We start from the raw sequence: 15,412 nt of genomic DNA on the forward strand, positions 1-15,412 counted from the left end.
CACTATTTCCCGGCGTGTCGCGACACGTCGTGATGGGCCAACAGCCTGATGCTGGCTGGCCAAGGAGAGAATTATGTTGAGAATGATCGTTGCCATGGGGCTGACCCGTTGGCGTTATATCGGCCTGTGGGCTTCCATCCTGCTGACCGTGGCCAGCGTCGCCATCTTGCTGGTGAACGGCCTGACACTGGGGCTCGATTTTACCGGCGGGATCCTGCTGGAGTTTCATATCCAGACCCTGAAAGAGGCCCATGAGCTCAATGCCATGCTGGTTTCCCCGCTGGCGGGAGCCGTTGAGCTGAGCTCGGCCGGAATTCCCGGCGAGTGGCTGATCAAGCTGCCCCCCCACGAACTGCCCTGGCCCGCGGCGGATCTCGCCACCATGCTGACCCAGCAGTTGGGGATGCCGGTCGAGTTGCTGCGCACCACCATCGTCGGTCCTCAGGTGGGTGCCGAGCTGTTCCAGCAGGGGATGCTAGCGGTGTTGGTGGCTTCGCTGGCGATGTCGGCCTATCTGGCGTTTCGCTTCGAGTGGCGTCAGGCCATCGGCATCCTGCTCTCGGTGGTCCATGACGCCATCGTAGCGCTGGGGCTGCTGTCACTCTTTCAGATCGAATTCGATCTGAACATCATCGCCGGTTTGATGGCGGTGATCGGCTACTCCCTCAACGACAGCATCGTCATCTCGGACAGGTTGCGGGATCTGCTGAGCTCGCGTACCCAGATGGGGATCCACGAGTGCTCCGATGTGGCCATCAAGGCGACCTTCAGTCGCACCATGATCACTTCGGGCACCACCCTGTTTACCGTGGGCGCTCTGTTGCTGTTTGGCGGTGACGCCCTCTACGGCTTCTCCTTCACCCTGTTTGCCGGGATCCTGGTGGGCACCGTCTCCTCCATCACCGTCGCCTCGACCGTACAGGAGCTGCTGGGCCTCACCCCGCAGGCCTACCAGAAGAAGAGCGAGGAGCCACTGGCCAACGCAGCCTGAACCTTGTTAACCAGGCCCGGCTCACCGGGCCTCAACAAACCGGGCTCCTGCCAACCATTGGCAGGGGCTTTTTCCCATTCCTCCTCTCGGTCTCTCACCGCCCCTTTTGTTGCTCGGCTCGCCTCAATTGACAACTGACCATATTGAAAGCAATGACGGATCAACCCGTCATTTTTAATAACAAAAAGGTCATTTTATTACGTCGGAAACCATAAAATGTGACTGAAAGCACTTTCTTGAGGGCTCAAAGGAGGCAACATTGTAGTGATTTATCTACAAAGGGATATGAGATGTTGTTACAACCTGCCAATACAGCAAAATCCAGACAGTTGCTGAACGAGACCATGGCTTTGGTACTCGCAGGAGGGCGGGGTAGTCGCCTCAAACAGTTAACCGACAACCGTGCAAAACCTGCCGTTCATTTCGGCGGCAAATTCCGCATCATCGATTTCGTGCTCTCCAACTGCATCAACTCCGGCATCCGTCGGGTCGGTGTCGTGACCCAGTACAAATCCCACAGCCTGTTGCGCCATCTCCAATCGGGCTGGTCTTTCCTGCGCTACCAGATGAACGAGTTTATCGATCTGCTCCCTGCCCAGCAGCGGGTGGATGAGGTGAACTGGTATCGGGGTACCGCCGATGCGGTCTACCAGAATCTGGATATCATCCGCGATCACGCCCCCAAATATGTGGTGGTGCTGGCAGGCGATCACATCTACAAGATGGATTACGCCGCCATGCTGCTCGACCACGTCAATATGGGCGCCAAGGTGACCGTTGCCTGCATCGAGGTGCCACGCAGTGAAGCAAGCGCCTTCGGGGTAATGGCGGTGGATGATGATCGCAAGATCAATGCCTTCGTCGAAAAGCCTGCTAACCCGCCCGCCATGCCGGGCAAGGCCGACACCGCGCTGGCCTCAATGGGCGTCTATATCTTCGATGCCGAGTATCTCTATCAGTTGCTGGAAGAGGACATTGCCAACGAGCAGTCCCATCACGATTTCGGCATGGACGTGATCCCCCGCGTGGTGAAAGAGGGCACCGCATTCGCTCACCCGTTTGGCATGTCCTGTGTCGGCTGCTGTCCGGATCGCCGCCCCTACTGGCGCGATGTGGGCACCGTGGACTCCTTCTGGGAGGCCAATATGGATCTCGCTTCCGTCACGCCTGAGCTGGATATCTACGATCAGGACTGGCCCATCTGGACCAGTCAGAACATGACTCCTCCCGCCAAGTTCGTGCAGGACCGAAACGGCCAGCACGGCATGACCATCAACTCCATGTTTGCCGGGGGCACCATCGTCAGTGGCTCTTTCATCCTGAGTTCGGTGCTCTTTACCAATGTGCGGGTCGACTCCTTCTGCACTCTGGATCAGGCCGTTATCTTCCCGGGTGTGGAGATTGGTGCCGGTTGCCGACTGCGCCGGGTGGTGATCGACAAGGGGTGCAAACTGCCGGAAGGCACAGTGATAGGTGAAAACGCCGATGAAGATGCACGTCGCTTCCACCGCTCCGAGCAGGGCATAGTGCTGGTCACCCAGGGGATGCTCACTCGCCTGAACAAAGAGCTGCAGGGAAAACAAAAGCGCTGATCCGCAGCCAGACGGGATCCCCCTTCCTACCGCAAAGGGAGCCATTATGGCTCCCTCTTTCTATGGCTGACCAGATAGCCACCTCACACCATCACTGCCATCGCGTTGCAGTCTCCCAGAGATACCATTTACTGTGGGTTAACAGCTGTGCAACGCAGCCTTCACGCCCTCAAATCGTAAACATTAAATTACACAAAAACCATTAACCCTCCGAAAAACCCTCTGTATTATTCCTGTTCGCGCTATATAGCAGCTCCTTTATCTGACTTTTTAGTGGTAAACCCACTAGTTTCACTTGATTGTTTGTTTTTCCTTGGTAAGGTGAGGGCGGTTGCGTAACAAAGCAGGTACCAGTGTAAATATATGGGTACAATCGCTTTTGGCTTAATACAGTAGAGAGAATGAAATCATGCAAAGAGACCCCCTGAACAACATCCATATCCAGTCCGAACAAGTGATGATCACGCCTGCCCAGCTCAAGGAGAAGTTACCCATCTCCGACAAGGCGCTGGCATTCGTGCAAGGGGCCCGCAATACCATCGCCGACATCATTCACCGCCGCGATCACCGGCTGTTGGTGATCTGTGGTCCCTGCTCCATCCACGATATGGACGCCGCCAAAGAGTACGCAACCAGACTCAAAGCGCTGCATGATGCCTACCAGGACTCTCTCTACATTGTCATGCGGGTCTACTTTGAGAAACCGCGCACCACGGTCGGCTGGAAAGGCTTTATCAACGACCCCAATCTGGATGGCACCTTCGATGTGGAGCTGGGGCTGCACCGTGCCCGCGAGCTGCTCTGCTGGCTGGCGGAGCTGGAGTTGCCGCTGGCCACCGAAGCGCTCGACCCCATCAGCCCGCAATACCTGGCGGAGCTCTTCTCCTGGTCAGCCATCGGCGCCCGCACCACCGAATCCCAGACCCACAGGGAGATGGCGTCCGGCCTCTCCATGCCGGTCGGCTTCAAGAACGGCACCGACGGCAACCTGGGGACTGCCATCAATGCGCTGCAGGCGGCCTCCTCCCCTCACGCCTTTATGGGGATCAACCAGCAGGGCCAGGTTGCGCTGCTGCAGACCCAGGGCAACCCGGATGGCCACGTGATCCTGCGCGGCGGCAAACATCCCAACTATGACTCGGTCAACGTGTCGCTGGCGGAAGAGGCGCTGGAGAAAGCGGGCCTGCTGCCGAGCCTTGTGGTGGATTGCAGCCACGGCAACTCCAGCAAGGATCACCGTTTGCAGCCCAAGGTGGCCGACAACGTCATCCACCAGATCCAGGAGGGCAACCGCTCCATCATCGGGGTGATGCTCGAATCCAACCTGTTCGAGGGAAACCAGTCCAGCGAGCAGCCCAAGGAGCAGATGCGCTACGGGGTCTCCATCACAGATGCCTGCATCGACTGGGACACCACCGCTACCCTGCTCGCCCGCTGCCACAACCAGCTGGCTGACCCCCTCAAGGGCAGAACTGCACGGTAAGCCGTGGTATCTTGTCGTAACCTATTGAACAATCTGGGTATCACCGCAGGTGGCATCTGGCCGCTCATGCCGTGATACCTTGTTGCATCTTGATTTTCAGGGCGCCGCTCGCGGCGCCAGCAGGGACTGGATATGGCTGAAGAGTTGAATGTACTCAGGGACAAGATAGATGCGGTGGACAAGCAGCTGATCGATCTGCTGGCCGCCCGTCTGGCCCTGGTGGGAGAAGTGGGTGAGGTAAAGAGCCGCCACGGCCTGCCCATCTATGCACCGGATCGGGAAGCGAGCATGCTGGCCCGCCGCCGCGCCGAGGCTGAGCAGTTGGGGGTGCCCGGCGATCTCATCGAAGACGTGCTGCGCCGGGTGATGCGTGAATCTTATGCCAGCGAGAAAGATACCGGCTTCAAATGCATAAAGCCGGATCTTGGCAAGGTGGTCATCATCGGCGGTCAGGGCCAGCTTGGCCGCTTGTTCGGCCATATGTTCAGCCTCTCAGGCTATCGGGTCGAGACGCTGGAACAAGCCGACTGGCCGCGCGCTGACGAAATCCTCGCCGGAGCCGGTCTGGTGATGGTGGCGGTGCCCATCGATATCACCTGCCAGATCATCGACCGCCTCGGCAACCTGCCCGCCCACTGCCTGCTGGTCGATGTCACCAGCGTGAAAGCGGCGCCGCTCGAACATATGCTGGCGGTGCACCAAGGGCCGGTACTGGGACTGCACCCCATGTTCGGGCCGGATGTGGCGAGTCTCGCCAAGCAGGTGATCGTCTGCTGCCAGGGTCGTGACCCCGCCGCCAGCCAATGGCTGCTGGATCAGATGACCATCTGGGGCGCCCGCTTGCAACAGGTAGAAGCCAAGGCCCACGATGAGGCGATGACCCTCATTCAGGCACTGCGTCACTTCGCCACCTTTGCCTATGGCTGGCACCTCTCCCGGGAGCAGGCCAATCTGGATCGCCTGCTGAGTTTGAGCTCCCCCATCTACCGGCTGGAGCTCGCCATGGTGGGGCGGCTGTTCGCTCAGGATCCCCACCTCTATGCCGACATCATTTTGTCGTCACCGCAGAATCTGGCGATGATCCGTCGCTACTACCAAAACTTCGGCGAAGCGCTGGGGCTGCTGGAACGAGGGGACAGAGACGGTTTCATCGATGCCTTCTCGCAAGTCTCCGGTTTCTTCGGCGAGCATGCCGACCAGTTCCTGCGTGAAAGCCGCATGCTACTGGCCCAGGCCAACGACCGCCGCCAACACGGCTGATCCTGCAAAAGCAGCTACCTCATATCGCCAGAATGGGAAGATGCCTGGGCATCTTCCCATTTTATTTGTTACCGATTTAAACACTGACGTCAGTCACGCTCGGCCCTACGTCGAGCCCCCACAGCTGACTGGCCTCAATACCCCCCCCCTGGCGCTGCCTCACATCCAGCAAGTATGCCCCCTCAATATCCACGCAATCCGCGCAAATAGCACCGCCCCTTGCAAGGGCTGCCAGACTCTAACGGTCAAACCAAACTGCTGCGAGCAAGGCTGTACGACGCAAAGGAGAACGGTGTACTCCCCATCAAAGAGATAAACAGGAAGCAGGAAGCAGGAAGCAGGAAGCAGGAAGCAGGAAGCAGGAGAGATTAACCGAGACAAATGGTTTGCCAAAGATCACTTAACACAGCAATCCGGCGATTTATCATGGCGCCAATCCGCTGTCGCCAAAAAAGAAAATGGCCGAGAAATTATCTCGGCCATTTGTAGCCTGGTCAAAGACTCAAGCCTGGATATTACTCTTGTTCAACTTATTAGAAGTTGTACTGCAGAGCAACAGTCCACTCGTCGTCATGCTTCTCGATACCCTGGATCTTGTACTCGGTGTAAGCTTTCAGCTTCGGAGTGAAAGCGTACTGAACACCCAGCAGGGTCTCGTCAACCAGATCCTTGTAAGTAGAACCGGCAGCTTGAGCGTTGGCCTTGCCTTCTTTGAAGTTGTAACCAGCCAGGAAGGTCCAAGCATCTACGTTGTAAGAAGCAGCCAGCTCGTAACCACGGCCGTCATCTTTCAGACCCAGGCTCTTGTTCTTCACTTCGCCTTCAGTGTAAACACCGGCAAAATAGAAGCCATTGATAGCGTAGTGCGCGCCAATAGCCCACTCGTCTTTCTTACCAGTCTGACCGTTAACTTTGTTTTGCAGGTCGGAGTAGGCATAACCGGCGTTGAAGCCCAGGCCGAAGTCAAAATCGTAACCGGCGGCAACGGCATAAGCTTTCTTACGCTTAACGTCGGAACCAAAGATGGCATCTTCTTTGACCTTCTGACCAACGTCAGTGATCTTGACCGCTACGTCGTCATTGGTTTGGTAGGAAACTTTACCTTTGAAACCACCGAAGGTGTTGGAGTAGATAACCTGGCCTTCCTGACGACCGTCATAGAAGTTACCCGCATCGCCCCACTCGTTGAAAATATCGGTCGGCTCGAGTACGTCGTAGAAAGCAGTGTCGGTCTGACCGAAGATGATTTTACCGTACTGGGTGCCGTCAAAGCCTGCATAGATATGACGAGCATCGAACTTGCTAGACTTACCGTCACTGCCCTTGTCGGAGTTTTCAGCAGCAACTTGCCACTCGGTCTTGGCGATACCGGACCAGGTGTTGTTCAGAGCAACTTTACCGGACCAGCCCAGACGGGAAGAACCAATCAGCTCGCCATCGGTATCATCGTACTCACCGTAGTAGTTAGCCTGTACACGGCCGTATACGTCGAAAGTGGTACCGTCTTTGTCATAGATCACCGCGGCGTTAGCGGCGGATGCAAACAGAGCCGGAATGGCAATAGCCAGAATTGTCTTTTTCATAGTTTCCAATGCCTACTGTAATTAAACACTAAGTTGTTGTTATTCCCTGTGTTAGCGATGTTCTTTGCATCACTATGCCGCCGAGACTAGCACCGGATTTTTTGAACCGCAATGAAAAAACTTGGAACTTTTTACGGAAACCATAGTCATGGAGGCAAAAATGTGAGCCAAGTCTCACCTGACGGCAAGGTAAAAGGAAAACGTTTACAATGAATCCTGCTGATTATTTGGACTCAAATAGTCTATTTTGCATGCAAATGACGCTAACTACCTGATAAACAACCAAAGTGGTCTGATCAGCGTAAAACTCCGTGATAATGGCTGTTGCCTCGACCTCACCGAGGGGTTGCGGGTATCCTTGTCCTTCGATTAACCCCTAACTGGCCTTCTCTTCATGCTCTCTACTCGCCTCAAAGCAACCATTCGTCAAACCTATCGCCAGATTTCGGATGGATTACCCGGTTTTGTGCCGCGCAAAGAGCAGAACTTTCTGGTGGCCGAGATAGCCAAAACCCTGACCGGCGAGTACGACAAACAACGCCGTATTCTGGTTGCCGAAGCGGGTACCGGTATCGGCAAATCCCTCTCCTATGCGCAGGGCGCCATTCCGGTGGCGCGACTCACCCAGAAGAAGCTGGTGATCTCCACCGCCACAGTGGCCCTGCAAGAGCAGCTGATCCACAAAGACCTTCCTTTTTACCACCGCCACAGCGAGCTTCCGTTTCGCTTTATGCTGGTCAAGGGGCGTCAACGCTACTGTTGCGAGCATCTGCTGGAGCAGGCAGCCAGTGGCGCCGAGATGGCCAACTTCGAGCTCGACTTTGGCAGTTTGAGCAAATCCAAACCATCGGACAGCGACAAGGATCGCTACCAGGCGCTGTGGCAGGCCTACACCAATGGCAAGTGGGACGGGGATCGGGACAACTGGCCGGAGCCCATTCCCGACACTTGCTGGGATCGCATCGCCGCAGACCGCCACACCTGCAACAAGGCGCTGAGCCATCACCAGCACTGCCCCTTTCATCGCGCCCGCAACGACATGGAGAGCGCCGATGTGCTGGTCGTCAACCATGCGCTACTGCTCTCCGATCTCACCATGGGCGGCGGCATCATTCTGCCGCCCCCTGATGAGTGCATCTATGTGCTGGATGAGGCCCATCACCTGCCCACCATCGCCCGGGATCACGGCGCAGCGTCGGCCAGCGTCAAAGGCTCGCGTCGCTGGCTGGAGAAGCTGGTACAAAGTGCAGGCAAGCTGGCGCGGACTCTTAATAAGGAGAGCCTGCTCGACCCCCAACTCAAACTGCAGGATGCACTGGCCACCATCCAGCCTGATCTGAAGGCGGTCGAGCAGTGGCTCAGCGCCAACGATCGGCTGTTTGGCACGGAACCCCACTACCGCTTCGTCGAAGGGGTATTGCCGGATCCCCTGCCCATGCTGGCGGAGAATCTCAAGGAGTCGAGCAAGAAGGCGCTGCGAGCGCTGGATCGGATGCAAGGGGCCATAGGTGAAGCGCTGAAAGATGGCGAGATCCGCCGCAAGGAGGCCGAACCCCTGTTGGCAGAGAGCGGTTTTCATCTGCAGCGGCTGGAGAGTTTCTGCGCCCTCTGGGAGATGCTGGGGCGCCATGTGCCGACCGGCAAAACCCCGCTCGCCCGCTGGATGGCCAAGAGCGATGACGGCGATATCTGGCTGCACGCTTCACCGATAGAGGTGGGCTATCTGCTGGAGGAGTGGCTCTGGTCGAAATGTCTGGGAGCCGTACTGGTCTCCGCGACCCTCACCGCACTCTCTTCCTTTAGTTATTTTCGCCATCAGGTGGGGCTCAAGGAGCACGACGGTACCCGCTATCTGCGCCTGCGCTCCCCCTTTGACTACCAGAAAGCCGAGCTCTATCTGCCCAAGATGGAGCACGAACCCAACTCACCAGCCTTTACCAATGAACTCATCAGCGTGCTGCCACGTATTCTGGCGGGCAAGGAGGCGAGTCTGGTGCTCTTCTCCTCCTACCGCCAGATGAATGAGGTGGCCGTTGGCTTGCGAGCCAAGGGACTGTCACTGCTGGTGCAGGGGGAAGCCTCCCGCAATGCCCTGCTCACCCTGCACAAGCAGAAATGCGATGGCGGTCAAGCCAGCATCCTGTTTGGTACCGGCAGCTTCTCGGAGGGGCTGGATCTGCCGGGTCACTACCTCACCAATCTGGTGATCACCAAACTCCCCTTTGCGGTGCCCAACTCGCCGGTCGAGGAGGCTACCGCCGAGTGGGTGGAGCAGCGAGGAGGCAACCCCTTTCTGCAACTGACGGTGCCGGAGGCATCGCGCAAACTGATCCAGGCCTGTGGCCGCCTCATCCGCAAAGAGGCCGATCGGGGGCGAGTCACCATTCTTGACCGGCGTCTGCTGACCAAACGTTATGGCAAGGGGTTACTTGATGCCCTCCCCCCGTTTACACGGCGGATCGAATAAATAAGCATGCCGTTATTGATAAATGAACTGACAACTGCACGAACATACACCTCCAGAAAGAGCCATTGCCGCAGTAGACCAAACCTGTAAAAATGAGCCCCTGTTTTCAGTGGGCAATCGCCTGACTGTTCAAGGAGATGAAATGAAACTGACTGTTCTGGTACCGGCGCTGGCTGGTCTGTTGTGGGCCGGTAGCGCCTTGGCTGATGCCAAACTGGAAGTATCCACCCCTTACATCGTGCAGTTGATTGATGGCCAATCCATCAACCCCCAGCTGCTCGACAAAACCAGCACCTTCCCCCTCTCTGCCGGCAAGCACCAGTTGGTCGTCGCCTTTGAAGGCAACTACTCCAGCCGTAACGAAATCAAGCTGGTGACCGCCGAGCCGCTGGTGCTGAACTTCACTGCAGCCGACAATCAGCAGCTGGTGCTGGACTATAAAAAGCCCCGCAATGAAGCAGAAGCCAAACAGTTCCTGAAAGATCAGAAAGTGGTGCTAAAAGACAAGGTCAGTGGCCAGCAAGTGAGCAGTGAACAGTTCGTAATGCCGAAAGTAGAGGGCTTCCAGCTGACCCGTGACTATCAGCAAGAGCTGATCAACATGGGCAAAGCTTTCAACCAGCCCAAAACCGTTGCCGTCTCCTCTGCTGCCGTGATGGCTGCCGCCAGCGCACCGGCCCAAGCCGCGCCCAGCAAGGCGCAAAGCAATCCGGAAGCCCTGACCCAGCTGCAAAACTGGTACAACAAGGCCGATGCGGAAACCCGCAAAGCCTTCCAGATCTGGGTTATCCAGCAGCAGTAATCCGGAAACATCATCCTGACCCGTCGGGAATGACAAGGGGAGCCTGGCTCCCCTTTTTCATATCCAGGTTCATCTCTGCATCGATGGAACAATGCCCTGATGTCACTGCATATTTTCTATCACCCCCTCTACTCCTCCCTGATCCTGCCCGAACGCCATCGCTTCCCGCTGGCCAAGTATCAGGGGCTGTTTGAGCGCTTGCAGGTGCAGGGTTACCCCCTTGGCGAAGCGCCGTCGGCCACCCGGGAGCAAATCTGTCGCATTCACGATGCTGATTATGTCGCGGCGGCCCTGAGTGGCCAACTTGAAGAGCGCGCCATCCGCAAGATCGGTTTTCCCTGGTCACCCATGCTGATGGAGCGCACCTTGCGCTCGGTGGGTGCCACTATTGCCGCCAGCCGCTATGCACTTGAGCAGGGCTGCGGCTTGCAGATCTCCGGTGGCTACCACCACGCCCACCGGGATCACGGCAGCGGTTTTTGTCTGTTCAACGATCTGGTGATTGCGGCCCAGGCTTGCCTCGACGAGGGGCGCTGTGAACAGGTGCTGATCGTCGATCTCGATGTGCATCAGGGAGATGGCAGTGCGGCCCTGTGCGCTGGACGGCGCGATATCATCACCCTCTCCCTCCATGGTGAGCACAACTTTCCCCATCACAAAGCCACCTCTCACCTCGACTTTCCGCTGCCAAGCGGCATGACGGACGATGCCTATCTCACCACACTGCAACAGGCACTCTCACTGGCACTGCGCCTCTATTCGCCGGATCTCATCCTCTATCAGGCGGGCGTCGATGTGCATCATGCCGACGAGCTTGGCTATCTCTCCCTGAGCGATGAAGGGGTGCGCCTGCGCGATGCCATGGTATTTGACTGTGCAATCAAGCATGGGTTGCCTGTCGCCGCTGTACCCGGTGGCGGCTATCGCCGCGACTGGCAACAGCTGATCCCGCTTCATATGTCGCTGTTTGAGGCGGCGCTCCACCGTTTTGGTTGATGGCATGGCTTATAGCGCGGACACCCCATCAGAGTGGGCGGCATTTCACCAGATAAAACAGAAGAGGCGACCCTTGGGTCGCCTCTTCGTGTTTTGTCCTCTCGGTCACACAAGCTCGCTCGTTGTCAGGCAAGCTCGGGACGCCTGAGGATAATTATCTCTGACGCTTGCGGGCGTACTTGCGACGGGCGCGGGCCTGACGCTCCTCTTCCCGCTCGGCCTTCTCTTTGGCTTTTTGCTCGGCTTCTGCGGCGGCTTCGACAATCTCGACGCTCACCATCTCCGGCGTCTCCAGCGAGATGCGGCCAAGCAAGCCGGAGCGGAACTCGTTGATCAGGATCTCGGACGCCTTGTGCAAGTCGGCCAGCCCCCCTTTGCGCATAAACGCCCGCTGGCGGGCGATCATCTCCAGCAGCTCGATCTCGGTCTCGGGCAACTCGTCAATCTGGTAACGCGCCTTGATCCGCTCCGGATAGGCCTTGATGAAGTAATCGGCGGCGAACATGGCGATATCGGCATAGTCGAACACCGTGTCCTTGATGGCCGCGGTGATGGCCAGACGATAACCGCAGGAGGGCGGATTGAGCTTGGGCCAGAGAAAACCCGGGGTATCGGTCAGGATAACGTTGTTATCCAGCTTGATCCGCTGCTGGGACTTGGTCACCCCCGCCTCGTTGCCGGTACGGGCGATGATGCGTCCCGCCAGAGTATTGATCAGAGTGGACTTGCCCACGTTGGGGATCCCCATGATCATCGCCCGCACGCCGCGCAGCTCAAAATTGCGCTCCGGCAGCATTTCGTGGCAGAGGGTCAGCAGTTGCTTGATCTTCTCCGGCTCTTGTTGCGTCAGCGGCAGCGCCTTGATCCCCTTCTCTTTTTCCATGTGCGCCACCCACAGATCGGTGATCGCCGGATCGGCCAGGTCCGCCTTGTTCAGCACCTTGATCACCGGGGTATCACCACGCAGCTCGGGCACCAGCGGGTTTTCGCTGGAGAAGGGGATGCGGGCATCGAGCATCTCGATGATCACATCGACCTGGGGCATGACCTCGGCAATCTCTTTGCGGGCCTTGTGCATGTGACCGGGGAACCAGTTGATGGACATATCCGTTACTCTCTGTGGGGGCTGCGGGCGCGCGCATGGAACAACAAGCGCTCTGCCGCGGGCATCGAACGAAGGGGGCGCATTTTACCTGCTGCGGGCCTCTTTTGACAGGTCATTCTAACCATCACCTCCTCAAATCAGCAAACCGCCGAGGCGGAGCAACCTTGCCGGAAGCGACCGGACCAACTGGCTCAATTGATAGATAACACATTGATATAGTGTAACATTTTCATCACTTTTTCACACAACCGTCACCGATAGTCAGTAAAAGTGTCATCTGCCCCCTCTAGGCTGCGCTCAGGTTTTACAAGGAGCGAACCCCAATGAGAAAAATGGCAGGACTTGCAGTGATGATCGGCGCCGCCCTGGCTGCCGGCTGCAAATCAGACAATGACACGGTGGCGACCAAGCCCGCAGCCCAACCCACCAACGTCATCTTCTTCCTCGGTGACGGCATGGGCCTCAACACCCTGACGGCAGCCCGCATCTACGGTGTCGGCGAAGAGGGTGATCTCACCATCGATACCCTGCCAGAGACGGCCTTTATCAAGACCTTCTCCCACGATGCCCAGGTCACTGACTCGGCCCCCTCCATGGCGGCCTACATGACCGGGGTCAAGAGCAACAACGGCGTCATCAGCATGGACGGCGACGCCACCTATGAGAGCGACTGCAGCAAGAGCGCCGGCAAGCCGGTGACCACCCTGCTGGAGCTGGCCAAAGCCGATGGCCGCGGTACCGGCGTGGTAACCAGTACCCGGGTGACCCACGCCACCCCGGCGGCTACCTATGCCCATATCTGCAACCGGGATCTGGAGGCCGATATCGCCGTCCAGCTGGTACCGGGCGGCAAAGGCTACAACAGCGCCCTCAAGGAGGGACTGGATGTGGTGCTCGGTGGCGGCAGCAGCTTCTTCCTGCCCAAAGCCGACAAGGGCAAGCGGGAGGATGGCCGCAACCTCATCAGCGAAATGCAGGCCAAGGGCTACCAGTTTGCCAGCAATCTGGATGAGCTGAACAAGGCCGATGCGGGCAAGCCGCTGCTGGGTCTGTTTGGTTCCAGCCACATGAAATATGACCTGGACCGTCCCGCCAGCGAGCCGTCACTGGCCCAGATGACCCTGGCCGCCATCAAGCAGCTCAAGGGCAAAGAGAAGGGTTACTTCCTGATGGTGGAAGGGGGCCGCATCGACCACGCCCTGCACGACACCAACGCCAAGCGGGCGCTGCAGGACACCATCGCCTTCGACAACGCCATAAAAGCCGCCATCGACGAGGTGAAAAAGAGCGACCCCGAGCTGAAAAACACCCTGATCGTGGTCACCGCCGATCACGACCACACGCTCGTGCTCAACGGCTATGCCAAGCGCACCGGCAAGACCACCGCCGACAACCCCGGCGTACTCGGGTTGGTGAAGAACTACGAGACTGGCGAGCCAAGCAAGGATAGCGAGGGCATGCCCTACACCATCATAGGTTTTGGCAACGGCTACAACCGGGTAGATGGCCCGCGCAGCAGCGTCGCCCCGCTCGACGATGCCACCGTCTCCGCCAATGACTACCACCAGGAAGTGGTGGTCAAGGTGGGCGAGATCGGCAACGAGACCCACGGCGGCACCGATGTCTTCCTCGGCGCCATCGGCAAGGGGGCTGACAGCTTCCATGGCTCACTCGATAACACCGCCGTGTTCGGCAAGATCAAGGCTGCGGCCAAGCTGTAAGGAGCACTTTCATGAGCAAACAGATGAACACATCCATCAAGCACACGCTGGTCTGCGCCGCCCTGTTCAGTGCGCTGGGCGCAACCTCCCAGGCACAAGCCGGTGATGCCAAAAACGTCATTCTCTTTATCGGTGATGGCATGGGCCCCACCGTGCTCACCGCCACCCGCCTGTTCAAGGTGGGGGAAGAGGGCAATCTGGAGATGATGAAACTGCCGCGCAGTGCCCGCATCAAGACCTTCTCCAACGATGCCCAGACCACCGACTCGGCCCCCTCCATGGCGGCCTACACCACCGGGGTCAAGATGAACAACGAGGTGATCGCCATGAGCAGCGACACCAAAGCCGTTGCCCCCGGCAAAGACGTCAATGGCAACAAAACCGTCAACAATTGCAGCAGCGATAACGGCAAGCCGGTGCCCACCATCCTGGAGCTGGCCAAGGCGGCAGGCAAATCGGTCGGGGCCGTCACCACTACCGAGCTGACCCACGCGACCCCGGCGGCTACCTACGCCCACATCTGCCATCGGGATGCAGCTTATGACATCGCCGCACAGGCCGTTCCTGGGGGCGCTGGCTATAACAGTGCCCTCAAGGATGGGGTCGATGTGCTGATGGGCGGTGGTGCCAACCACTGGACCCCCTACAGCGCCAGCAACAAGGGCGGTCGCAATGACAACCGCGACCTGACCGCGGAGATGAAGGCGCAGGGATACAGCTATGTCACCACCCAAAGTGAACTGGCCAAGGTCACCAGCGGCAAGGTGCTCGGTCTGTTCAGCAGCAAATCCCACCTCGACTACGAGCTGGATCGGGTCGCCAAGGGGGCTGCCAATACCCAGCCGTCCCTCTCCGAAATGACAGCCAAGGCGATCGACCTGCTGAGCAAGAACAGTCAGGGTTACTTCCTGATGGTAGAGGGTGGCCGTATCGATCATGCCCTGCACGGCACCAACGCCAAGCGCTCGCTCACCGATGCAGTGGCTCTGGATGAGGCGGTCAAGACGGCGCTCGGCAAGGTGGATCTGAAAGATACCCTGATCGTGGTCACCGCCGACCATGACCACACCATGACCATTAACGGCTACTCCGCCAAGGGCAATCCGGTGCTGGATCTGGTGAAAAATGGCGATGGCTCGACCCAGAACGACGTGGATGGCAAGCCCTTCACCACCCTGGTGTTCGGTAACGGCCCCAACCGCCCCGATGTACGCCCGGTCCTCACCAGCGATCAGGTGATGGCCAATGACTATCTGCAGGAGACCGGCGTCAAACTGACATCGGAAACCCACGGCGGCGGCGATGTGATGCTGTTTGCCGATGGCGCCGGCAGCAACCGCTTCAAAGGCACGCTGGATAACACCAAGGTGTTTGGCAAACTGCGGGAGGCGCTCGGCCTGTAAGCAGCAGGG

11 protein-coding genes are annotated in these 15,412 nt (G+C 58.1%); 9 read left to right on the plus strand and 2 right to left on the minus strand.

Going from position 1 to position 15,412, the window contains the following annotated elements:
• The first annotated feature begins 73 nt into the window (after positions 1-73).
• From secF to tyrA, 4 genes are all read left to right on the plus strand, one after another.
• On the plus strand, positions 74-991 hold the full coding sequence (gene secF / locus G5315_RS16390; RefSeq protein ID WP_005334046.1) for a protein translocase subunit SecF: 918 nt from the start codon (positions 74-76) through the stop codon (positions 989-991).
• Between the two features lie 290 nt (positions 992-1,281).
• Positions 1,282-2,583 (plus strand): glucose-1-phosphate adenylyltransferase, encoded by a 1,302-nt coding sequence (gene glgC, locus G5315_RS16395; protein WP_005334047.1) that lies wholly within the window; start codon positions 1,282-1,284, stop codon positions 2,581-2,583.
• 409 nt (positions 2,584-2,992) lie between these two features.
• Positions 2,993-4,066, plus strand: coding sequence for a 3-deoxy-7-phosphoheptulonate synthase (locus G5315_RS16400; RefSeq protein WP_021231016.1), 1,074 nt, complete (start codon positions 2,993-2,995; stop codon positions 4,064-4,066).
• 132 nt (positions 4,067-4,198) lie between these two features.
• A complete protein-coding gene (tyrA, locus tag G5315_RS16405; RefSeq protein WP_005334049.1) occupies positions 4,199-5,326 on the plus strand; it encodes a bifunctional chorismate mutase/prephenate dehydrogenase in 1,128 nt (375 codons plus the stop codon).
• A gap of 533 nt (positions 5,327-5,859) precedes the next feature.
• Here the strand turns inward: tyrA and G5315_RS16410 are convergent.
• Positions 5,860-6,909, minus strand: coding sequence for a porin (locus G5315_RS16410; protein WP_421333432.1), 1,050 nt, complete (start codon positions 6,907-6,909; stop codon positions 5,860-5,862).
• A gap of 394 nt (positions 6,910-7,303) precedes the next feature.
• Here G5315_RS16410 and dinG point away from each other — a divergent pair, with 394 nt between their 5' ends.
• The 3 genes from dinG (at position 7,304) to G5315_RS16425 (ending at position 11,174) form a co-directional block, all read left to right on the plus strand.
• A complete protein-coding gene (dinG, locus tag G5315_RS16415) occupies positions 7,304-9,376 on the plus strand; it encodes an ATP-dependent DNA helicase DinG (protein WP_421173160.1) in 2,073 nt (690 codons plus the stop codon).
• 142 nt (positions 9,377-9,518) lie between these two features.
• Positions 9,519-10,178 carry a DUF2057 family protein gene (locus G5315_RS16420; protein ID WP_421254841.1) on the plus strand — a complete coding sequence of 220 codons (660 nt, stop codon included), beginning with the start codon at positions 9,519-9,521 and terminating at the stop codon, positions 10,176-10,178.
• A gap of 99 nt (positions 10,179-10,277) precedes the next feature.
• Complete coding sequence (locus tag G5315_RS16425) at positions 10,278-11,174, plus strand: histone deacetylase (RefSeq protein WP_421258581.1); 897 nt, start codon at positions 10,278-10,280, stop codon at positions 11,172-11,174.
• A gap of 154 nt (positions 11,175-11,328) precedes the next feature.
• Here G5315_RS16425 and ylqF read toward each other — a convergent pair whose 3' ends face one another.
• Positions 11,329-12,279 (minus strand): ribosome biogenesis GTPase YlqF, encoded by a 951-nt coding sequence (gene ylqF, locus G5315_RS16430; protein ID WP_421208174.1) that lies wholly within the window; start codon positions 12,277-12,279, stop codon positions 11,329-11,331.
• A gap of 323 nt (positions 12,280-12,602) precedes the next feature.
• On the opposite strand from ylqF, the gene G5315_RS16435 reads away from it, so the two are divergent.
• Positions 12,603-14,000: an alkaline phosphatase gene (locus G5315_RS16435; protein WP_005334065.1), complete on the plus strand. Its 1,398-nt coding sequence runs from the start codon at positions 12,603-12,605 to the stop codon at positions 13,998-14,000.
• A gap of 11 nt (positions 14,001-14,011) precedes the next feature.
• Positions 14,012-15,403, plus strand: a complete 1,392-nt coding sequence (locus G5315_RS16440; RefSeq protein WP_042655860.1) for an alkaline phosphatase — start codon at positions 14,012-14,014, stop codon at positions 15,401-15,403.
• The last annotated feature ends 9 nt before the right edge of the window (positions 15,404-15,412 follow it).

This window comes from Aeromonas sp. 603607 (assembly GCF_049171595.1).
Taxonomy (GTDB): domain Bacteria; phylum Pseudomonadota; class Gammaproteobacteria; order Enterobacterales; family Aeromonadaceae; genus Aeromonas; species Aeromonas veronii.